The following is a 21,218-nucleotide window of genomic DNA, read 5'->3' as shown; positions in this document are numbered from 1 at the left end:
CGGCTCCCTGTATCCTGCTGCGCAGCGGTGGACTGCTACTTTCGTGGTTCATTCTTTTCAAACAACCGGACATGAGTACTATCATTACAAAGTTTGCAGTGGCATCAGACAAGATGATTGATGAGCTGTTATACCTTACCCGCACCTGGCTGGCAGAGCATCCCGAAATAAAGATGGAAGGGCAATACACCAAAAAAATCCTGGTGAACAGTATGAATAGTTTTTCAAGTCAGTGGTTCATCGTATATGCGGAGGAAGAACCGGCGGGCTTCGCCTTTCTTACCGATGGCGGCGTGCGGCCTCCATTCCTGGAAGGGAAGCGGATCGTACACCTGTCGGCTTTCGCGATATTGCAGGCGCATGCCGGCGGAACAGCAGCAGCCTCATTGCTGGAAAAATGCCTGGCGGTATATAATGGCCGGGATGCCATGTGGGCAGAGCTTTCCATAGCGCCGGGCTACCTGGAAGCAAATGGCTTTGTGAAAACAGCAGGCTATCTTGTAAAAGAGATGCAGTAAGGGATACGTGGAATGATAAAAGTAAATATTATCTTAACAACCCATTATTCCACGTATAATTTTTACCCATGAGGTCCAGGTGTTTTATTTTACTGTTGATCCTGCTGTATCAGGTCCCATTATTTGCACAGCGGGTAAAGATTGCCTGTTTGGGCGCAAGCATCTGTGCCGGCGCCCGGCTGCAGCATCCTGAAACCGAATCCTATCCCGCGCAGCTGGGAAAGCTCCTGGGGCCGGACTTTGAGGTGACCAACTACGGCGTAAGCAGTACCACTTTACTGAAAAAGGGCGATCATCCCTATTGGAATACTTCCGGGTATAAAGCTGCATTGGCAAGTGAACCAAATATTGTGCTGATCGACCTCGGCGGCAACGACAGCAAGCTGATTAACCGCGTATATCTGGATGAATACGAGCGGGATTATCACGACATGATCCGTGCGTTCCGGGCATTGCCTTCACACCCGCGTATCCTGTTGCTGCTGCCTATTGTTTCTTTTGTGAAAGACACTACCCAGATCTGGGACCCGGTGATTACAAAGCAGATTTTACCAAAGGTAAGACAGGTGGCTTATGAGGAAAACCTGGAGTTGGTAAACCTGAACGCACTGCTGATGGGTAAACCTGGACTCATGCCGGATGGAATTCATCCTGAACTGGAGGGCACTACTTTGATAGCGAAAACACTTTTTGAGGTACTGCACCCGGTGCGGGATACGGCCTTTAACGCCATTAGCCGGCTACCCGGCGATAAAAAGATCACCTCATTTTATGGCTACCGCTGCACGGATTTTGATTTCAGGGGACGCGCCTGTAAAGTGGTGGCGCCTAAGTTTGCGGCTGCCGGTCATCCGTGGATCTGGCGCGCCCGTTTCTGGGGGCATGAACCGCAAACGGATATCGCCCTGCTGGAACGGGGTTATCATGTGGTATACTGTGATGTGGCTGAATTGTTTGGCAATAAGGAGGCTATACAATTATGGAACGGGTATTATTCGTTGTTGCGCAAAGCCGGACTGGCACGTAAAGCAGTGATGGAAGGCATGAGCAGGGGAGCGGTATACGTGTACAACTGGGCGGCTGAAAATCCGGATAAAGTAGCGGCTGTATATGTAGATAATCCCGTGATAGACCTGTGCAGCTGGCCGGGAAGCCAGTTTAAAAAACAGGCCGCGCAACCTAACGAGTGGGAAGCTTTCAAAAAGGATTACGGTTTTACTTCCGATAGCGCTGCTATGCTGTTTAAGGGAAGCCCGCTCTATAAAATAAGGGAAATAGTAAAAGGAAAGTACCCGATGCTGCATGTGCTGGCAGATGCGGATACGGATGTACCGCCTGAAGAAAATACGCTGCCGTTTGAAGAGAAAATAAAAGCGCTCGGAGGAGATATAACGGTGATGCATAAACCGGGATTCGCCCATCATCCTCACAGCTTCCCGGACCCTACACCTATTGTAGATTTTATTTTAAAAGCGGCAAAGTAGTTAAACAGTTAGCTTTCCGCTTTACGCAGAAAGCTAACTGTCATGCGTTTATTTTACCAGCCATTCCAGCTTATACATCCCGCGGAACCTGTCGTAAGTCAGCAGTTCTGCATCCCGTTTAAACAGGGCATCCATCTGATCGGCCAGGGTTTCATGCGCAGGGAAGGCCTGTTTTACATTCCAGGCGGTCAGCGTTTGTATTTTACCGTTAGGAGCGGAGAAGTACATTTTGTACTGATCTTCCGGACCGGCTTTGGGAGAAGTGGGTATTTTTCTCTTATACAGCAATAATTGCGGGTTTTTATTCAGGATCTGGTAACTATGATTGCCCTCTACCCGGTAAACATCACCGTTAGTGAGCTGATAAGCAAATATTTCATTTTTGTTGATATGAATATTTTTGCCATTATGCTCCAGGGTGACATAACTTTTAGGCGCAAGTGTATGCAGATGAATCCTGGGTGTTTTGTTGCTGTTATCCTTGGTATAACTCAACCCGCCGGACAGGTAATCATCCATGCTGCGATAAATGCCGGTAATTTTCTTTTGCGCGTCTGCTGCTACATTGATACACATCAACAAGCAGATCAGGTAAAAAATTCTGCTACAGTATTGCATATGTCTATCGGTTTGTTTTGGTGCTACTATTAATTTAGCAAAATTAGCCGATAATTTATTACCAGGACATGATAAAAATCATTAAAAATTTCCTAAAAATTGATTTGGTAAGATGGTTATTTTATTTCATCCGGCACTTACAAAACCGGCAGGTATACATAAAACGTACAACCTTCATTCAACTGTGATTCAGGGTAAATATATCCTCCGTGATTTAATACCACTTTCCGGCAAATGGTTAACCCAATACCTGAACCGGGATAGTCGGAAACCCTCACCAAACGTTTGAAAATAGTGAATACCTGATCCGCGTATTTTTGCTCAAAGCCAATACCGTTGTCGCGGAATACCAGTTTATAGTAACGTTTGTCAGTTTCCAGCTTTGGAACGGTAGCCTGTTTTTCCGGTGATAGTATGCTCACACTTACCCGGATCACCGGTTCCTGGTCATTAAATTTCAGGGAATTATCAAGCAGGTTATGAAAGAGCTGATTCATCTGTAACGGAACAGCTTTTATTCGTGGAAGCGGTGATATTTCAATATGGGCTTTTCTTTTCTTCAGATCGGGTTCAAGATCACGCAATACGTTTTTCATAACAACGTTCAGATCTGTTTCAATAAACAGATCTTCATTTTTATTCAGTTTGGAGTAAGTCAGCAGGTCTTTGATCAGCCCGGACATACGCGAAGCGGAAGCAATCATTTTTTCCAGGTATTCTCTTACCGGTTGCCGTGCCGCTTCTGCGCTCATAGCAAGGTTACCAAAGGTTTGAATTTTGCGTAGCGGTTCCTGCAGGTCATGGCTTGACATAAATACAAAATCTTCCAGTTCCCTGTTTGTCCGTTTCAATTCTTCATTGGCTACTTTCAATGCTGTGGTGCGGTCTTCCACATGTTGTTCCAGCTTATCTGAATAGTTCCTGGCAGCTTCACGCGCTGCCACAAAAAAGGTAATGTCATTAGTAACGCACATAATGCCGGAAACATGACCATTTTCTTCATACAGTGGTTCAAATGTAATTCTGACAATAATATCTTCTGGTTTGCCAAAGCGGATAATCTTTAATGGCAGTTCACCGGTAATATATCTTTTACCGCTGGTGTATGCCTTCTCTATCATGCCTTCCATTCCCTGTGATTTCAGCTCTGGTAAGGCTTCCAGTAGTGGTTTTTGCATTACTTCTTCGGCCGCTCTGCCCCAGTATTGCAATTGTATTTCATTGGCTACCTCGATATTCATTAACAGTCCTTTCAATAAGCAGATGGCTACCGGCGCCTGTTCAAATAAATTTTTCAGTTGTTGTTCTGCATGGTTGCGCAACTTTAAAATTCTAATATGCGATTTTACTTTCGTAAGCAGTTCTACGGCTGAAAAGGGTTTCACCAGGTAATCGTCTGCACCGGCTTCCAATCCATCGATACGTGCTTCGCCACCGGTGCGTGCAGAAAGGAAGATAACAGGTATCTGCGCTGTAGCCAGGTTACCACGTAAACGTTCCAGCAGATCTTTTCCATTCATGACCGGCATCATGATATCGCTGAGAATGAGATCCGGCTTATTGCGCTCCACTTGCTCCAGTGCTTCCAGTCCGTTTTTGGCAGTCGTGATATAATAATATTTTTCGAGTAGCCTTGCCAGGTGGTTACGCATATCTGCGTTATTGTCTACGATGAGCACGTGTGCCCGTTCAGGGCTGTTGGCGGCTGTTTGGGCTTTATCAATAGCCGCTAATGCGTCGTTGCGTTGTTGTGCCTGTTCATATGCATGTACATTCGAAAAAGCGATGCTGAAAGCGTTACCCAGTAATTCGTAAAAATTCAAATAAGTTTCGTCCAGCGTTCGTCTGGCACTCACGCCGGCAACAACAAATCCCCATGGCCGCTGCTCGCCGGCGATATTTACCGGCAGCACAACAGCGCTGTGTGGCGCTTCCGGGTAGGGACCAAAGGGAATATGGCCAAGGTGGCTGCCCAGGTCAGTTATCACTCCCGGTTGCAGGGATTGTAACGCTTCGTCGAAAGACCAGTTAACTCCTGCAGTATCCGCATCAATCCCCGCGGCGGCTATCACACAATGGTTATTTACTTTGCTATCCAGCTGGTATAACAGCAGGAAAGGGATATCGCAGCTGAAGTCAATCGTCTTTCCCAATATTGCTTCGCATATCTTTTCAGTAGTTTCTGCTTTGCCTATCAGGGTCGACAAATCATGCAACACCTGCGTCCGGCGCGCAGCCAGCACTTTATCTGTTGTTTCGGTAACCGTGTGAAAAATGCCTCCCACTTCGCCGGCTTCATTCCGTATGGGCGCAAACGAGAAAGTCATGAACGCTTCTTCGAGGTAGCCGTTACGGTCCAGGAACATCCGCTGGTCTTTGATATAGGTTCCTTCTCCTGACTGTCCGCGGGTGAAAGCATCGCCTACCACGGGCAGTGCTGTTTCCCAGCATACCCGGAAGCTCTGACCCATAGACATGGGATGTTTATCACCACAGACAAGCCGGTAGCTATCATTGTAGATCTGTATAGTATCGGGACCCCAGGCGATTAAAACGGGAAATGTGGAAGCAAGACACAGACTGACCGTTGTTTTCAAACTTTGGGGCCAGCATTCAATAGGTCCTAAGGATGTTGCCGACCAGTCCATGCTTTTAATCAGCCTGCCCATTTCTCCACCACGAGCTAAAAATTGATCCCGATGTTTCATAGGCGTTTGGTAATAGGGCACATATAGTTTTGTTTGAATGAGTCAAAAGCGGAGATTATCTTTATCCTTTCCATACTCAATTTAAACAAACTACCTTGAATAGCAAGATTCTGCCTCTGATCGCTGCAATAATAGTACTCACGCAGCACCCGTTGAAAGCCCAAACCAACCGTTTACCCGATTGGGCAATGGGCGGCTTTGTAAGGCCCGCCGGCGTAAATCCCGTGATCCGCACAGATTCCACAGCGCATTTTTATGATTCGCTCCTGCAAAGGGAGGTCGACTGGGAGTCGAACGACACCTTTAACCCTGCTGCTGTGGTGAAGGCCGGGAAAATAGTAGTGCTCTACCGCGCAGAAGATAAATCCGGTATCAAGATAGGTACGCGTACATCCAGGATCGGCTATGCAGAAAGTAAAAACGGGGCTTCTTTCAAAAGAAAAAAAATACCGGTATTATATCCGCGTAACGATGATCAGCAAACCTATGAATGGCCGGGTGGCTGTGAAGACCCCCGTGTAGCTGTTACCGTTGATGGCACCTATGTGATTTTCTATACACAGTGGAACCGGCAGGTACCCCGCCTGGGAGTGGCTACCAGTAAAGACCTGGTCAACTGGACCAAGCACGGGCCCATTTTCCGGAAAGCCGGCAGCCGTTTCGTGGATCAGCCGCATAAATCGGCGTCCATCGTTACCATGCTGAAAGGAAAGAAGCAGGTGATTGCAAAAGTAAATGGAAAGTACTGGATGTATTGGGGCGAAGCCGGCGTATTTGCCGCTACCTCTGATAACCTGGTGGACTGGCAACCCGTTACCGATAGCAGCGGTGCATTAAAAGCGCTTATAAGGCCCAGGAAGGGCTATTTCGACAGCGGGCTGACGGAGTGCGGTCCGCCGGCTATTATGACCGATAAAGGCATCCTGTTGATGTATAACGGGAAGAATCAGCCGGGTGAAAGAGGCGACCGGCGCTTTACCGCAAACAGCTACAGCGCAGGGCAAGTACTTTTTGATAAACAGGACCCCGAAAAAGCCATTGCCCGCCTGGATGTTCCGTTCCTCCGTCCAATGGAAGCATTTGAGAAAAGCGGGCAGTATGCCGCAGGCACCGTGTTTATAGAAGGGCTGGTATATTTTAAGAAGAAATGGTTTTTATACTACGGCTGCGCCGACAGCAGGGTAGGGATGGCTGTATTTGATCCAAAGCACCCGGCGCCCGGAGATCCCCTGCCATAACCGTTCACCATTAAATTTCCGCTATCATGCGTAACCGTTTTTTTTCGTTGCTTGTAATGGCTGCTTTTTTTACAGCATTATCCGCAAACGCGCAGTATATCGAAAAAGTAGTTTTTGATACAAAAGACAGTACCGGCAATTTTTATCTCGCGGTACCGCCGCTGTCCCATCAGATAAAAGGCGTGGTGGTGGTGCTGTCTAACTTCTACCAGCTGGATAACCTGGTACCGGAAACAAAGCTACACAATGTGGCCTGTGCCAACGACCTGCTCACTGTTTTTGTTTCTATGCAGGAACAACTGTTTGCCGATACCGCCGTGGTAAACCGCATCAGCACCGTGATACAGCATGTGGCCAATAAATACAAAGCGGATACGTCGAAATTTGTATTGGCGGGATACGAGTATGCCAGCAACATCGCGCTGCGCTATACGGAATTAACCCGGCAGTTCCCCGCCGCCTATGCCGTACATCCCAAAGCCGTTTTTATTGTCAGCGGCCCGGTGGATCTGAATGGATTGTGGCAGTGGTGCCAACAGGTAATCCGGAAAAAAACAACCGACGGACAAATGGGCGACGCAGGTTATATTCTTGATAAAATGACCCGCGAAATTGGTACGCCAACGGCGCGCCCGGAACGCTACCGAGCCCTTTCACCGTTCAACCGGGAAGACACGGCTGCCGGCAATGAGCAATACCTGCAACGTGTACCCGTGCGCGTGTATTATGATACGGACATCGCGTGGCTGCTGAAGGAACGCCGCAACAGCTTGTATGATACTTATATTCCCGATGCCACCGAACTGATAAGCAGGCTACTGCTGGCCGGCAACGGAGAAGCGGAGTTCATCGCTTCACCGCAACCCGGTAAACGCATCAACGGCGCCCGTTACGCAGAGGCATTTTCTATTGTAGATGAAACAGAATGTATCCAATGGATCAAACGTACACTGGATATTTTTGACCCGGTAAACTGGAAACCACCTTATAAGCTGAACAAGCCGAAGGGCTGGGGAACAGAACATTTCCAGGTGCCGGTGGACTTTGCCCCGGAGATCCGCTATAAAGGTGTGGAAGATATCCGCTTTGCACCAGGATGGGGCGACAGCACCAGCGTGGAACACTGGTCGTATGCTTTCCTCTGGTGGCTGAAAGATAAGCCCGTGGTAAACGCGGCTACGCTGAATACCTATCTCACCGCTTATTACAATGGCCTGGTAAAACGTAACGTTATCGGCCGCCGGATACCCGCGGAAAAACAGGTTCCTACGGTCGTCGATATCAAAAAAGTAAAAACATTGGAAGGAGATGTGGAAACCTACGGCGGCACTATCCGGATGTTAAACTATATGGTACAGCGCCCCATTGTGCTGCACTGTACCATACATGTAAGCAATTGCGAATCGCAACAGCGTACCGCCCTCTTCTTTGAAATTTCCCCGCAGCAGGCGTCCCATGCGATCTGGAAGCAGATGGACGGGCTATGGAGTAGTTTCCGCTGCGAGTAAGGATTATTGCCCGCCGGGGATTGAGTAAATATCAAATACGCCGCCTTTCATCAGGTCGGTGTGCAACAGGCGCGTGGTACTGTATGGCTTTCCATCCTTTTTTATGGCGCCAATGGATACAGGCGTGCCTTTAGCCTCCACACGGATGGTGGTAGTGGTATGCGCACCGGTATGAATGACAATACGCTCAAAAGTGGGAATGGTGACGGCATATTCCGGCGCCACGGGGTTCACCGGGTAAAATCCCATCGCGGCAAATACATACCAGGCACTGATCTGGCCGGCATCGTCATTGCCGCATAACCCTCCCGGACCTACGCCATATTCCATGGCCCTGATTTCACGGGTATGCGCAATGGTTTTCGTTTGCGCGTTTACGTAGTTATACAGGAAAGGGATCTGGTGACCGGGTTCATTGCCATGCCAGTATTGCTGGTTTAAAAAAAGACTATCCAGCGCCTGTTCAAATTTTTTATTTCCACCGGTTAATTTAATAAGACCGGGAATATCATGCGGTACATAAAACCCATACTGCCGTGGCGTTCCCTCGGTAATAAAAAACATTTTCTTGTCCCGGTCGGGATGCTCATACCATTTGCCGGAGGCGTACCGGCCGTTTACATCTCCCAGCTGCGGATCAAATACATTGGCATAATTGCCGGCCCTTTTTGTTAAGGCTGCATAATCTTTTTGCTTATGCAGTGCCTTCGCGATGGTAGATAGCGCGTAGTCATCAAACGCATATTCAAGTGTGCGCGATACCTGCTCACGGCTGTGAAAAGCATACGGCACGTTATCTTCCAAAGGTACATATCCGTATTTCAGGTAAGAAGATAAAGCCCTGCGGCCCTTGCCTTCTTTATAATCAGCTATGGCAGCGGTGTCAAAAGCATTTTGCCGCATGAGGCGATACGCTTCTTCCACATCATAATTACGGATGCCTTTGTTATAGGCAGATGCAATAAATGGAATGGCATGATCACCCACCATAGCGGCAGTGTAATTATTCCAGCAGGGGAAGATTGGCAGCCAGCCACCCTGTTGCCCTTTCAGGATCAGCGATCGTACCAGGTCGTTAATCAATGTGGTGTCCAGTATCTCATACAGCGGGAGTTGCGCACGGTATATATCCCACATGGAAAAGTCGTCGTAGTAATTGCCGGAAGCCAGTTGTTTCACCTGGTAAGATTGCGCAAAAGCAGGGTAGGTGCCTTTTACATCATTGAAGAGGCGCGGGTGCTGCATGGTATGATACAATGCCGTATAAAAGATTGTTTTATCTTTTTCGTAAGAACCGGTTACTTCAATTTTCCCCAGCGCTTTATTCCATATATCGCTGCCAGTTTTTGTTTGTGCGGTAAAATCCCAGTGACTGATTTCTGATGCAAGATTTTCCCTGGCCGCGTCAATACTGGTAAAGGAAGTGCCTACACGTAACCTTATCACGCTGCCTTTATGCACATTGAATTTTACAGCAGCGCCGATACCTGCATAGTCTTTGATACTGTCTTCCGCCAGAACGGTGTTGTCGCGGAATACTTTTGCATCACTAAATACTTCTTCAAACTGCACCACGAAGTAGCCGCTGAATCCTGCTGGCTGTCCCTGTCCCTGGTAAATGCGGAACGCGGGGTTATAGCCGGAGATCTCCTGCCGCCGGCGATCGATATACACGGCGCCTTTGCCCCGGTCGCTGTTGGGCCTGATCACTATATAGCAGTCGTCCTCTTTGGTGAAGCTGAACTGCATCATGCTGCAACGCGCGGTGGCAGTGATGGCTGCGTGTATCTTGTCTTTGCCCAGTAATGTGCTGTAGCAGGCGGGCGAGGCTGTTTCACCGGTGTTTGAAAACGTTGAGGCGTAACCGTCAGGTGTGGTTTTGAGTTCGCCGCAAACGGGCATAACGGTCATGCTGCCGTAGTCCTGTGTACAGGAACCGCTGAGCCAGTGTGTGCCGCGGAAGCCACTGAAAAGAGAGTCCGTGTAATAATACGGCGCCACACATTTCTGTTCGGTGAGCCTGGTTTGCGGGGTCCACTGCGTCATGCCAAAAGGTGTGCCCACCGCGGGAATCGTATTGGCCAGCTGCTCGGTGCCGGCGCCATGCGCCAGGGCGGTGAGGGTGGTGCTTTTGGAAGTGCCGGTGAACGGGTCTACATAAGCCAACAGCTGGCTGGTTTGTGCCAAAGCACTTGCCATACCAGCTGTTAACCATAAAAAAGTACAAACGGTTTTACGTACCATCAATATCCTTTATTTTGTTTGATCTTATCCTTGTTAATATCTATCTGGCTTTGTGGTACTGGTATTACGAGGTTGTCGCTGGTAAGGTCCGCTACTAACCTGATCTGTGCTTTTTTACTGTTGAGTACCGGAATCGCCCTGCCGGTGCGCACCAGGTCGTACCAACGGTGACCTTCAAACGCGAATTCCACCCGTCTTTCATTTTCTATTGCCAGCCGGAACGATGCCTGGTCAGGCACGTTGGCGGCCGTTTTTTCTGCGAGTCCTGCTCTTTTGCGGATCATGTTCAGGTAAGTGAATGCTTCACCACCGCCCTGGTAGCCTATTTCATTAAGGGCTTCCGCATACATCAATAATACATCTGCATAACGAATCACCGGGAAGTTATTACCATTATCGTTCTTGGTGGCAGGTACATCAAAGTACTTCTTTACAAAATAATAATTTACGGTAGCTCCGCTGGCATTTACATAAGAAGTAGCCATAGAAAAGCCTTTCCTGGTGTCGCCGGTTTCGTAGGCGCTTTCCATATCAGGAGTAACCTGGTTATTGCCATCGCCGCCAAACTTCACTACCGCATCACCGGAGTTTTCAGGAGCAAAAGAGTTAGGCAGCGGATTGCCTTCTTTTACGCCACCTGATTTATATTGTACGTCAAAAACAGATTCCTTGTTATTTTTCTTGCTTACATCAAAAACGTCGGCATATTTATCCAATATGGCGTAAGTGCCGGAGCTGATCACTTCTTTCAGCTTTGCAGCAGCATCGGGGTATTTATGTTGCGTGAGCAATACCTTTCCCAGCAAGGCTTTAGCCGCGCCACGGGTAGCCCTGCCTATATCGGCGCCGGTATAACTCACCGGCAATGCGGCTTCAGCGGCTTTCAGGTCGGCTTCAATTTGTGCGTATATGCTGGCTGCTGGATCACGGGTATATTCATATGCCTGGTCGGCATTGGTGATTTCTGTTACCACCAAAGGCACATCACCAAAGGAACGCACCAGGTTGAAGTACACTAGCGCACGGAGAAACTGCGCTTCTGCGGAGAAGCGCTTCTTCAATGAATCACTCATGGCTATCGGCGCAATCCTCGACAGGATGGTGTTGCTGCGGGAAATGGCTTTGTAGCTGTCGTTCCAGCGGGCGGCCACAAAAGGATTGGTAGTTTTGATATAGAAGCGGTCAAATTCATCCTGGTCTGTTACAGAGCCGGAAGGCACCGGGAAGTTATTGTCGGATGGGATATCGCCATAAATATAAGCGTTGCCAAATACGCCGCCCGACTGCAAGGAGCCATAGTTGGCATTGAGTGCATTTTTAAAATCGTCTGCTGTTTTGTAGAAGTTTTCCGTAGTGGCCGTGGAAGGCGGGACCTGCTCCAGGAAGCTCTTTTTGCAGGCCGTAAATGAAACAGCTGCTGCGAGGAATATGTATATATAATTTGTGCGCATGTTCTTTAATTTTTTAGCAAGATCAGAATCCAATATTTACCCCAACTACAAATGTTCTGGCCAGCGGATACCGGCCATAGTCTACGCCGCTGGTTAAAGCGCCTTCGTAATTACTTACTTCCGGGTTATAGTTCAGGTAGTCGGTAAACGTGTAGAGGTTTTGAGCCGAGAGATAGATCCTGGCCTGTTGCAGGCGGATGTGCTGTAATATTTTTTCCGGCAGCTGGTAACCGATACTCACGTTTTGGATACGCAGGTAGGTAGCATCTTCCACCCAGCGGCTGGAGATGGCGTTGTTGTTGCCGGTGGTGCGCTGATTGGCGCGGGGAATGATGCCGTTGCCTGGTTTGTCGGCCGACTGCCAACGGTTCAACACCGTGGTGAGCTGGTTAGCGCTGCCTTCCACGTTTTCAAAGAAGCGGCGGCTGAGGTTCAGGATTTCTCCGCCTTGCTGGCCTTGTATGGCCACCATCAGGTCGAAGTTTTTATACCGGAAGGTGTTGGTGAGGCCGTAAATAAAATCAGGCTGACTGTTACCAATGATGGTGCGGTCGTCAGCTGTGATCTTTCCATCTTTATTTACATCTTCATACTTAACATCACCAGGTCTGGAAGTGATGTCGTGTGGAAATTTGTCGAGGTCGGCCTGGTTCTGGAAGATGCCTATCTGTTTGTATCCATAAATATTACCGATCGGTTTGCCGATTATCGTGATATTGGTTTCATTTACACCGGAATTACTGCGGATGGGATCTCCCGTAGGACCCAGTGCCACCACGGTATTGCGGTTAAAGGAAAGCGTTGCGTTGGTATTCCAGGTAAAGGCGCCGGTAAGATTCCGGGTGGCGAGGGAAAACTCCCAGCCTTTATTTTCAATAGCGCCAATATTTTTAACAGCGGTGCTGAAGCCCGTGATGGTAGGCACATTTACTGCCAGCAGCAGGTCGTTGGTATTTCGTTTATAGTAGTCGATGCCAATACCGATCCTTTCATGGAAGAAGCCGAGGTCAATGCCGGCGTCGAACTGTTTGCTTTTTTCCCAGCCCAGTTCAGGATTGCCAAGCGAGGCTGCGCCCAAACCATTTACGAGCGAGTTGTTGAAACTGTAGTTATCTGCTTCCAGTGTAGCGAGGTAAGGATAGTCACCGGAGAACTGGTTATTACCTGCCAGCCCGTAACTCACACGCAGTTTGGCGTTGGAGATCACCGGGATGTTTTTCATAAATGGTTCTTCTGTCAACACCCATCCCACGGAACCCGCGGGGAATACGCCCCACCTGTTTTGGCTGCCGAAGATGGAAGATCCATCTGCACGCAGGGATACATTGGCGATGTACTTTTCTTTGTAATTATAGGTAGCACGGCCAAAGTAGGAGGTGGAAGTATTGGCAGTTCTGAAAGAAGTGACGGTACTCGGCAACCCTGCAGCATTCAGTGTAGGCACTACGTCGTTGGCGTAAGAGGTACCAATCGCCTGGCTTTTCTGGTACTGGTATTTATAGGCCTCCATACCCAGCAACACATCGATGTTATGCGGGCCGGTGGCTTTAGTATAGTTTACGGTTTGGTTAAACAGCCAACTGGTGGTTTGATCAGAAGACGCTTCACCCACGGCTTGTGTAGGCGGCAAGATCTGGTTCAGCGGCATGCGGGATGTTTTATAGGCATTTCTCCTGGTGGAGCCTACGTTGAAGTTACCGGTAGCGCGGTAACTGAAATCTTTCAGGAACTGGTACGATGCATACACGTTGGTAAGCAAATTGGTGGTGATTAGCTCATTCGGATTTTCCGTGATATTGGCTACGGCGTTGGTGATGCCAGGCCAGCCATAAGGCACGGCCAGTGCGGTTTGCGAGGTGTAAGCGCTATGGTCGGCGTTCCAGACAGGTGTCATTGGTACTGCAGATAAGGCCGCATTGATAATACCGTTGTTAGCCCAGTGACCATCACTGTTTACATCGTTCTGGATTTTATATACAGGGTTGATATTGGCGCCCAGCTTGAAACGGTCGGTCACGTTGATATCTACGTTCGCACGGATGGAGTACCGGTCGAGTGTGGATTTTTCAATGATGCCATCCTGTTTCAGGTAGGCACCGGTTACCAGGTATTGCGCGTTATCATTGCCGCCGCTGGCGGTTACCTGGTAGTTGTTGATCATTCCCTTGCGAAAAATCATATCCTGGTAATCATACGTAGGCATGGCGGCTACCTTCTGCGGATCGTCGAAGTTGAACCACTCAAACAGATCGCCGCGTGGATAACGGTAACGCAAATACGAAGACGGGCGCGCACTGTTGGGGTCTGATATATTGGCGCCGGGTACGTTATCGAGGTAAGCATTATTGGAGGCTTCTTTGGAGAACTCTGCAAACTGCTGCGAGTTGAGCACATCTATCTTTTTAGAGAGCTCCTGGAATCCCGTATATACGTCGGCGTTAAACCTTGTTTTGCCGGATTTACCGCGTTTGGTGGTTACGATCAGCACACCGTTGGAGCCTTTGGAGCCATAGATCGCAGTGGAGGACGCATCTTTCAGCACATCAATGCTTTGCACATCGTTGCTGTTGAAATTGCTGAACACACTGGCGTCCACAATATTGCCATCCACTACAATCAGCGGGTTGGTACCTGCGCTGATAGAGCCGAAGCCACGTACTTTTATGGCGGGGGTAGCACCCGGGGCGCCGCCTGTTTGCTGCACGATCACGCCGGGAATTTTTCCCTGCATACCGGTGGCCACATTGGAAATAGGCATGTCACGCATTTCGGCCATAGGCACGGAGGCGATGGCGGCGGTAACATTCCGTTTCTTTTGGGTGCCGTATCCCACTACCACCACATTATTGAGCGAGCGGGTTTCTTCCTTCAGGATAATGTTCAGCGGGGTAGCGCTGCCGGCGGCAATTTCCACGGAAGTATACCCGATCATACTAAAAACAAGAACGGATTTTTCATCCGGTACCCGGACGGTAAAATGCCCGTTAACATCGGTAATAGCCCCGCCACCACCGTTTTTGATGGTGATGGTAACATTGGGAAGCCCGCTGCCTTTTTCATCGGTCACTTTTCCACTAACGGTGATCACGCGCGCAGAGGATAGCGTAGGATCTGCCACCCGCTTCTCGGTGATCACAATGGTATTGGCATTCAGCGACCAGGTAAGGGCGGTGTTTTCCAGCAGCAGGTTGAGTGTTTGCAGCACGGATCTTCGTTCCGCGGGCAAAGTAATATCATCATAGGGAGAGAGCTGTGCGGCAACATAAGCAAACTTAAAGGCGCTTTGCTGCTGGATTTGCTTAATACCTTCCTTCAGGGATTGCCGTTTCAGGTTTACGGTAACGTCTACTTCTTCCAATCGCTGCGCTTTGCCGGGAGCAGCAATCAGCATATTGATGCCGAAAAGAAAAGCAGAGGCGAGTAAGCAACTTAGTTTCATATAATACGCAAACGTTCGCTTTGGGAAAAGGCGTAGCCTTCCCCTGATAAGAAATTTCATACCTTTGGGTAGTTTTTAAATGTTTACCGAAATGTTTAAGACAACCGGCTATACTAACTAGTCCTTAGTATAGCCTTTTTTTAAAATCGTTTATCCAGCCAGATTATACTGTCTTGTCCTTTTTCCCATTGAGCGTGTGTTAGCTCGCAAATCACATCCAGCGCCTGTTTCATGGGATCGTTGATAAAATTACCGGTGAATTTTTTAACGCGCAGGGATTCATCCCTGAACCGGATATCAATACCATAATATTTGTTGATAAGTGGAATCGCTGCTTCAAAGGAAATATCTTCAAATACCGGCTCGTCTTTTTTCCAGACCAGCACTTCTTTCATATTGGCTTTGGTCACCAAAGGGGCAATGGCGGCCTTGTCCAGTATTAACTGATCACCGGGCAACAGTTCTGCTACCACGGCGTTATTAGCTTTTTGCACCTGTACTTTGCCGGTAGTAACGGTAACGGCTATTGGCGAGGCATCCCCCGCAGCCCTGATATTAAAGGAGGTTCCCAGCACCCGCGTCACTATGGCGCCGGTATGCACCAGGAACGGTTTGTTTTTATCGTGCGCTACTTCAAAAAAAGCTTCTCCTCTCAGGTATACTTCCCTGCTACCTCCATTAAAGGCGGCAGGATAATCCAGCTGGCTGTTTTCATTGAGCGTCACCACGCTGCCATCAGGGAGGGTAATTATTTTATTGGACGACTGCTGCGTTTTGGGAAGTGCCGCGGTTAGTGTAGGAACGGGCTTTGTAACCGGCAGCAGCCACCAGGCGCTGAGCACCGCCAGTAGTACAGCGGCGGCAACGGCCATCCTTTTGTAGAAGGGATTGCGCTTTACCGTCATTACCTTGAGCATATCAACCTCCCCCTCCCGGATCTTTCCCTGCAGCTTTGTATACAATTGTTCCCACGCAGGCTCCTGCGCCGGCCGGGGCGTACGCTCCCAGAGCGCTGCCAGCTCCTGCGAAACAAGGTCGTTTTCCGACAGCTCCGCCATCAATGCCCAGAACTCTTCCAGCTCCTGCGGACTACAGTCGCCGGACAGGTATTTTTGCAGTAATAGTTTTAATCTTAACGGATTAGACGACATATGCCAGTTATATAACTGCAATGACGACAAAAAGGAGGGGGTAGTACTAATCAGTCAGAAAATAAATCTGACAGCAACAGGAGGTACACAAAAGGGGTAATATGGTTATTCAGCAGGTATTGCTTAATGATCTTCAGGCTGTCGGTGATGGTATTTTTAACGGTGTTACGGGATAAATTCAGTTCTGTGGCTATTTCTTCATGCGTCATGCCCTTTTCCCGGCTCAGGGTGATCATGAGGCGGCGCTGGGGCGACAATTGTTTATAGGCGTTGTTCAATATCTCCCGGCATTCGTTGTTCAACAGGCTGTAGTCGGCGCTTTGTTCCTGGTGGGCCTCCATTTGTTCGCTCACCAGTTTCTGCAGCCTGGCATTTTTAGCGGCCAGCTTGAAGAAGTCCATCGCTTTATTGTAAGCCACCTTGAACAGGAACGCGTCCATATTTTGGATATGGGTGATCAGCTCCCTGCCCGTCCACAACTTCAGGAATACGTCAATCACAATTTCCTCCGCTACCTCCCTTGATTTGGTAACAGCCAGCACATAGTGATAGAGCTTCTTTCTATGGTGTTCGAAAAGTTGTTTGAAGGCAGCTTCATCTCCTGCCGCGATGTTGGTCAGTAATTCAGTTTCATTATACATGGAATTCTTCTCTTAGTTGATATCCGGAACGTGGTTCGACAAATATATTTTTTTTCCGGAGAATAATTCTTAAAATCTCGGGGAGATGGCCGCGTCGCCTTCGGCGACTTTAAATTGTCTTGGAGCAGGATTACACTGATTATGCTGATTTTTCGGATTTGATCATTTGGATTTTATAAATGATTTTGGGAGATATCAGCGAAAATATCCGCTTATACCTCCCAAAATCATTTATAAAATCCAAAAAGTAAAATCAACGTAATCAGTAAAATCAGTGTAATCCTGCTCCAAGACAATTTAATATCGCCGAAGGCGATATCAGGAGAATCCGCTTAATTTGCAAGCCAATGAACAATACTTATATGACACAACCGATAAAACTGCTGGCTATCTGTGGAAGCACCCGGCAATCTTCTTCCAATCACCATCTTATAAAAGCGATCACGGAACTGGGCAGGGACACCTTTACGGTACAACTGGTGGAAAGTCTCACCACCATCCCGCATTTTAATCCCGACCAGGACATGGACGTCAACAGCGCACCGGAGGAAGTGCAACATTTCCGGGCACAACTCGCCGCCGCCGATGCCGTGCTGATATGCACCCCGGAATATGCTATTGGTGTGCCGGGAACACTTAAAAATGCCATCGACTGGACCGTCTCCTCCATGCACTTCTCCAAAAAGCCCGTCGCCCTGATCACCGCCGGCACTTCCGGCCATAAAGCGCACCAGTCGCTGCTCGGCACCTTACTGATCATCGAGTCAAAGATCGCTGAGGCAGCGCAACTCGTTATCTCCTCGGTAAGAACAAAAATCAACGACCAGGGCGTGATCACCGACCTACCCACGGAAATGCAGGTACGAAAACTGATCCAAACCCTGGCCGATGTGGCAACCGGCAAAGCAACAGACCTGCTGCCGGCGCCGTCGCTGCTCTGAATCACGTTCGGCGCGTAGGTTGTCTTACTCAGGATTAAACTTATTTCACTGATTACGCTGATTTGATCACTTTTTGATTTTAAAAGATTCGGGGAGATAGAAGCGGAAACGCGGATTTTGTCTTTCTCACTGATTACGCTGATTTTACTGATTATATCTTTTAAAAGATTTTGGGAGATATAAGCGAAAATATCCGCTTATATCTCCCAAAATCCATTAAAATCAAAAAGTGATCAAATCAGCGTAATCAGTGAAATAAGTTTAATCCTGAGTAAGACAACCTACGCTGCATTATTTCACGCTGTACTTCACTTCTTCGGTCACGCCTTTCCAGGTGTCAGTGCGGAAAGGTGCTGCCGGGAAGCCTTCTTTATTAAAGAGGTTGTCTTCCAGGTTATCATCTGCCCAGCCGTAACGTACTGCTACCGGTGTGCTTACTTCGTCTGCATACACTACTACTTTATCGCCGTCAACGAATGCTTTGGCGTAGTGGAATTGCTTGTCGGCGCCGGCTACTTCAAATCCGCGGATATAGCCATATTTATCTTTCACCATAAGGCCGCTGCCGGTGCTGGTAAAGCTGAGGGTTGCCTTGTTGCCGTTTACCTGTATGGACTGGTATATGGGGCCGCTGAAAACGTTGTTTTGTCCGTAGGTGTCATGTAATGCTACGGCTGCCAGCCTTTTGCCTACATCCTGTTTGTTTTTTGGATGGATATCTTTGGATTCGCCGATGTCGGTAGTAACGGCCATGCCGGTATTAGGTACCTGCAGGGTGAGGGTTTGGGCTTCTCTCAGCTCCGCCCACTTGCTGCCTTTCTGGCTGGTGCCGTTGCTGGAGTTGAAGCTGGCCAGCTGTACAAAGTAAAAGGGAAAGTCGCCCTGGTGCCACAGCCGGCGCCAGTCGCTGATCATCAGCGGGAAGGCTTTGCGGTACTGGTAGGCGCGGTCGGCATTGCTTTCGCCCTGGTACCAGATGGCGCCTTTAATGGCAAAAGGCAGTACCGGGTTAATCATGGCGTTAAACAGCAACGATGGGTAGCTGTTGGGGCCAACGGCGGTGCCGGGGTTCAGCGCCTTTTGGATGCGGAAGGACCAGTCGCCCGTAAGGGATTGCTTCTGGCCGGCTGTTTGCAGAAAAATATTCTCTGCATCTCCATAAAAACCACCTCCGCCGGTATTATCTTCTATGCTTACTGCAATTACATTAGTACCGGCTTTTAAAACACCGGCCGGGATGTGGTAGGTACGGGCGGCATCATAGCCTTTGGTGCTGCCTACCTGTGTACCGTTGATGTACGTAATATCGTTGTCGTCGATGGTGCCCAGGCTGAGTTCCGCTGGTTTGCCGGCATCTGCTGCAGATACCTGGAAGCTTTTACGGAACCATACGATACCGTCGAAGTCGGGGAGCAGCTGCTCTTCCCAGAGGCCGGGGACTTTCATTTTTTTCCAGGACTGGTCATCCGTATTAGCGGCAGACCAGGTGGCCACGGTGGCGGCATTGGGCAGGCCGCCCTGTAAATTCTGGATAAGCTGTTGCTGCCTGTTTTTGGCGGCGATGGCAGAGGAGTCCATGTTCAGCGTGGGAATGCGTTGCATCATGTCGCCGAACTCGTCGCTGCTGGTCAGCCCCTCTTTGCTGATCCAGGTTTCCACGATGGTGCCGCCCCAGGAAGTATGTATTAACCCGATAGGTACGTGTGTTTGTTCATTCAATGCTTTGGCAAAGAAGTAGCCTACTGCCGTGAAATCGGCCGTGTTTTCCGGTGAGGCCGGTAACCAGGCGCTTTTATTCACATCATCCAGCGGCGTCACCGACATCGCTTTGGGCAGGTAAAAATGCCGGATGGCAGGGTTGGCGGATTGGGCAATTTCCTTATTGGCATTGGTTACGCCGTTTACATGGAATTCCATGTTCGATTGCCCGCTGCAGATCCATACGTCGCCCATCAGGATGTCGTGAAAACTGATATCATTTTTGCCTTTTACGGACAGGGTATAGGGGCCGCCTGCTTTTTCCGGCTGCAGGAATACCTTCCATTTACCGTTCTTATCGGCCTTTACCGTTTTTTCCTGTTGATTGAACCGGATAGTGACCTTTTCATTCTTATCAGCCCAACCCCATATCGGGATCGGCTTGTCGCGCTGCAGCACCATGTTGTCGCCGAAAACGTTGGGTAAACGAACGTCGGCAAAACTGAAGGAACTTATCATGGTTGCCGCCAGCAATAAAACTGTTTTTTTCATAATTGTGGTATTGTCTGTATTGTGGGGAACGCCCCTGTTGAATCATGTGCGTATAAATGTAAGGAAGACAGGCATTATTTTATAATTTTTCAGGAGAAGCCGGTAAAAATGACGCATGTACCCCTAAAAGAGGCCCAGCCACGGCCATAAGAATTATGTAAAAGATAGCATGAATTGTATAACAGTCCCGCCTCCCGGGCATCGTAATTTTACATCATCAAATTAATTATTCATCACCAGATAAAAGAATCAACATGAACGCAACACAATTCAAAACCAACATCAAATGCTCCGGATGTATTGCAACGGTAACGCCTGTATTAAATAAACTGGTGGGCGCAGATAACTGGGAAGTAGACCTGGCCAGCCCCGACAAAATACTCACCGTTACAAAAGAAAACCTGGATAAAAGCGAAATCAGGGTGGCGATAGAAAAAGCCGGTTACAAGGCAGACGCCTTATCGTAATAACAGGCAGCATGGAGTATATTATCCACAAGTAAAAACTAACAGACATGAAAAAAATATTAATGGCAGGCATCGTATTGGTAGCTGCATTTATGCAACAGGGTATGGCACAGGATAAAACTGTTTCCACACAGTTATCTCCCTTACTTTCTTTATACTACAATATTAAAGATGCACTCGTGAGCAGCAATGCGGAAGTGGCAGCCGCCAAAGCAGATGAGTTTGTAAAAGCCGCCGCCCAGGTTGATATGTCATCCATGCCGCCTGCTGTTCACAATGCCTACATGCCGCTGGCAGCAAAGCTCACGGCGGATGCAAAAGCGATAGCTGAAGCAAAAGATATCAGTAAACAACGCGAACATTTCAAAACATTCTCTGATAATTTCTATCAGCTCGCAAAAGCTACACCGCTTTCCGCACAGCCGGTATACCAGGAATACTGCCCTATGAAAAAGGCTTACTGGTTAAGCAGCAGCAATGCTGTTAAAAATCCTTACTACGGCAACCAGATGCTTACCTGTGGTAAAGTAAGCGATACCATTAAATAGTCTTTAATCATT

General features: G+C 48.6%; 15 protein-coding genes. 7 read left to right on the top strand and 8 right to left on the bottom strand.

Annotated features, from left to right (window positions below; translation table 11 throughout):
* Positions 1 to 71 precede the first annotated feature (71 nt).
* Together QFZ48_RS31010 and QFZ48_RS31005 are read left to right on the top strand one after the other, a co-directional pair.
* Positions 72 to 518 carry a hypothetical protein gene (locus tag QFZ48_RS31010; protein WP_429065338.1) on the top strand — a complete coding sequence of 149 codons (447 nt, stop codon included), beginning with the start codon at positions 72 to 74 and terminating at the stop codon, positions 516 to 518.
* A 68-nt stretch (positions 519 to 586) separates the two neighbouring features.
* Entirely contained in the window at positions 587 to 2,002 is a 1,416-nt protein-coding gene (locus tag QFZ48_RS31005) for a GDSL-type esterase/lipase family protein (protein ID WP_429065336.1), read from the top strand.
* Between the two features lie 48 nt (positions 2,003 to 2,050).
* Here QFZ48_RS31005 and QFZ48_RS31000 read toward each other — a convergent pair whose 3' ends face one another.
* Together QFZ48_RS31000 and QFZ48_RS30995 are read right to left on the bottom strand one after the other, a co-directional pair.
* The gene (locus QFZ48_RS31000; protein ID WP_429046833.1) at positions 2,051 to 2,620 is read right to left on the bottom strand and encodes a hypothetical protein; all 570 of its coding nucleotides are present in this window, start codon (positions 2,618 to 2,620) and stop codon (positions 2,051 to 2,053) included.
* A gap of 137 nt (positions 2,621 to 2,757) precedes the next feature.
* Complete coding sequence (locus QFZ48_RS30995) at positions 2,758 to 5,328, bottom strand: sensor histidine kinase (RefSeq protein WP_429046834.1); 2,571 nt, start codon at positions 5,326 to 5,328, stop codon at positions 2,758 to 2,760.
* Positions 5,329 to 5,423: 95 nt separating this feature from the next.
* Between QFZ48_RS30995 and QFZ48_RS30990 the strand changes: the two genes are divergently transcribed.
* Positions 5,424 to 6,566 carry a glycoside hydrolase family 130 protein gene (locus tag QFZ48_RS30990; protein WP_429065334.1) on the top strand — a complete coding sequence of 381 codons (1,143 nt, stop codon included), beginning with the start codon at positions 5,424 to 5,426 and terminating at the stop codon, positions 6,564 to 6,566.
* 26 nt (positions 6,567 to 6,592) lie between these two features.
* On the top strand, positions 6,593 to 8,074 hold the full coding sequence (locus QFZ48_RS30985) for a hypothetical protein (protein ID WP_429065333.1): 1,482 nt from the start codon (positions 6,593 to 6,595) through the stop codon (positions 8,072 to 8,074).
* 3 nt (positions 8,075 to 8,077) lie between these two features.
* Here the strand turns inward: QFZ48_RS30985 and QFZ48_RS30980 are convergent, their stop codons facing one another.
* From QFZ48_RS30980 to QFZ48_RS30960, 5 genes are all read right to left on the bottom strand, one after another.
* Complete coding sequence (locus QFZ48_RS30980) at positions 8,078 to 10,273, bottom strand: GH92 family glycosyl hydrolase (RefSeq protein ID WP_429065331.1); 2,196 nt, start codon at positions 10,271 to 10,273, stop codon at positions 8,078 to 8,080.
* A 44-nt stretch (positions 10,274 to 10,317) separates the two neighbouring features.
* Entirely contained in the window at positions 10,318 to 11,769 is a 1,452-nt protein-coding gene (locus QFZ48_RS30975; RefSeq protein ID WP_429065330.1) for a RagB/SusD family nutrient uptake outer membrane protein, read from the bottom strand.
* A gap of 22 nt (positions 11,770 to 11,791) precedes the next feature.
* The gene (locus tag QFZ48_RS30970; protein WP_429065328.1) at positions 11,792 to 15,208 is read right to left on the bottom strand and encodes a SusC/RagA family TonB-linked outer membrane protein; all 3,417 of its coding nucleotides are present in this window, start codon (positions 15,206 to 15,208) and stop codon (positions 11,792 to 11,794) included.
* Positions 15,209 to 15,348: 140 nt separating this feature from the next.
* On the bottom strand, positions 15,349 to 16,359 hold the full coding sequence (locus QFZ48_RS30965) for a FecR family protein (RefSeq protein WP_429065326.1): 1,011 nt from the start codon (positions 16,357 to 16,359) through the stop codon (positions 15,349 to 15,351).
* Between the two features lie 50 nt (positions 16,360 to 16,409).
* Entirely contained in the window at positions 16,410 to 17,000 is a 591-nt protein-coding gene (locus QFZ48_RS30960; RefSeq protein ID WP_429046844.1) for an RNA polymerase sigma factor, read from the bottom strand.
* Between the two features lie 347 nt (positions 17,001 to 17,347).
* Between QFZ48_RS30960 and QFZ48_RS30955 the strand changes: the two genes are divergently transcribed.
* Positions 17,348 to 17,941, top strand: coding sequence for an NADPH-dependent FMN reductase (locus QFZ48_RS30955; protein ID WP_429065325.1), 594 nt, complete (start codon positions 17,348 to 17,350; stop codon positions 17,939 to 17,941).
* A 291-nt stretch (positions 17,942 to 18,232) separates the two neighbouring features.
* On the opposite strand, the gene QFZ48_RS30950 is transcribed toward QFZ48_RS30955, so the two are convergent.
* Positions 18,233 to 20,191: a sialate O-acetylesterase gene (locus QFZ48_RS30950; RefSeq protein ID WP_429065323.1), complete on the bottom strand. Its 1,959-nt coding sequence runs from the start codon at positions 20,189 to 20,191 to the stop codon at positions 18,233 to 18,235.
* A gap of 254 nt (positions 20,192 to 20,445) precedes the next feature.
* On the opposite strand from QFZ48_RS30950, the gene QFZ48_RS30945 reads away from it, so the two are divergent.
* Entirely contained in the window at positions 20,446 to 20,658 is a 213-nt protein-coding gene (locus QFZ48_RS30945; RefSeq protein WP_370911476.1) for a heavy-metal-associated domain-containing protein, read from the top strand.
* 47 nt (positions 20,659 to 20,705) lie between these two features.
* Entirely contained in the window at positions 20,706 to 21,206 is a 501-nt protein-coding gene (locus QFZ48_RS30940) for a DUF3347 domain-containing protein (protein WP_429046847.1), read from the top strand.
* The last annotated feature ends 12 nt before the right edge of the window (positions 21,207 to 21,218 follow it).

The organism is Chitinophaga sp. W2I13, assembly GCF_050434005.1.
GTDB lineage: Bacteria > Bacteroidota > Bacteroidia > Chitinophagales > Chitinophagaceae > Chitinophaga.
Note: the sequence above shows the minus strand (reverse complement) of the source record. Positions and strands in the feature narration are given on the sequence as shown.

Excerpts from the sequence above, each read along its gene's own strand:
- QFZ48_RS30940 (WP_429046847.1), top strand. The coding sequence starts at position 20,706 with ATGAAAAAAATATTAATGGCAGGCATCGTATTGGTAGCTGCATTTATG.
- QFZ48_RS31000 (WP_429046833.1), bottom strand. The coding sequence starts at position 2,620 with ATGCAATACTGTAGCAGAATTTTTTACCTGATCTGCTTGTTGATGTGT.
- QFZ48_RS30955 (WP_429065325.1), top strand. The coding sequence starts at position 17,348 with ATGAACAATACTTATATGACACAACCGATAAAACTGCTGGCTATCTGT.
- QFZ48_RS30950 (WP_429065323.1), bottom strand. The coding sequence starts at position 20,191 with ATGAAAAAAACAGTTTTATTGCTGGCGGCAACCATGATAAGTTCCTTC.
- QFZ48_RS30960 (WP_429046844.1), bottom strand. The coding sequence starts at position 17,000 with ATGTATAATGAAACTGAATTACTGACCAACATCGCGGCAGGAGATGAA.
- QFZ48_RS30970 (WP_429065328.1), bottom strand. The coding sequence starts at position 15,208 with ATGAAACTAAGTTGCTTACTCGCCTCTGCTTTTCTTTTCGGCATCAAT.
- QFZ48_RS30995 (WP_429046834.1), bottom strand. The coding sequence starts at position 5,328 with ATGAAACATCGGGATCAATTTTTAGCTCGTGGTGGAGAAATGGGCAGG.
- QFZ48_RS30965 (WP_429065326.1), bottom strand. The coding sequence starts at position 16,359 with ATGTCGTCTAATCCGTTAAGATTAAAACTATTACTGCAAAAATACCTG.
- QFZ48_RS31005 (WP_429065336.1), top strand. The coding sequence starts at position 587 with ATGAGGTCCAGGTGTTTTATTTTACTGTTGATCCTGCTGTATCAGGTC.
- QFZ48_RS30980 (WP_429065331.1), bottom strand. The coding sequence starts at position 10,273 with ATGGCAAGTGCTTTGGCACAAACCAGCCAGCTGTTGGCTTATGTAGAC.
- QFZ48_RS31010 (WP_429065338.1), top strand. The coding sequence starts at position 72 with ATGAGTACTATCATTACAAAGTTTGCAGTGGCATCAGACAAGATGATT.
- QFZ48_RS30975 (WP_429065330.1), bottom strand. The coding sequence starts at position 11,769 with ATGCGCACAAATTATATATACATATTCCTCGCAGCAGCTGTTTCATTT.
- QFZ48_RS30945 (WP_370911476.1), top strand. The coding sequence starts at position 20,446 with ATGAACGCAACACAATTCAAAACCAACATCAAATGCTCCGGATGTATT.
- QFZ48_RS30985 (WP_429065333.1), top strand. The coding sequence starts at position 6,593 with ATGCGTAACCGTTTTTTTTCGTTGCTTGTAATGGCTGCTTTTTTTACA.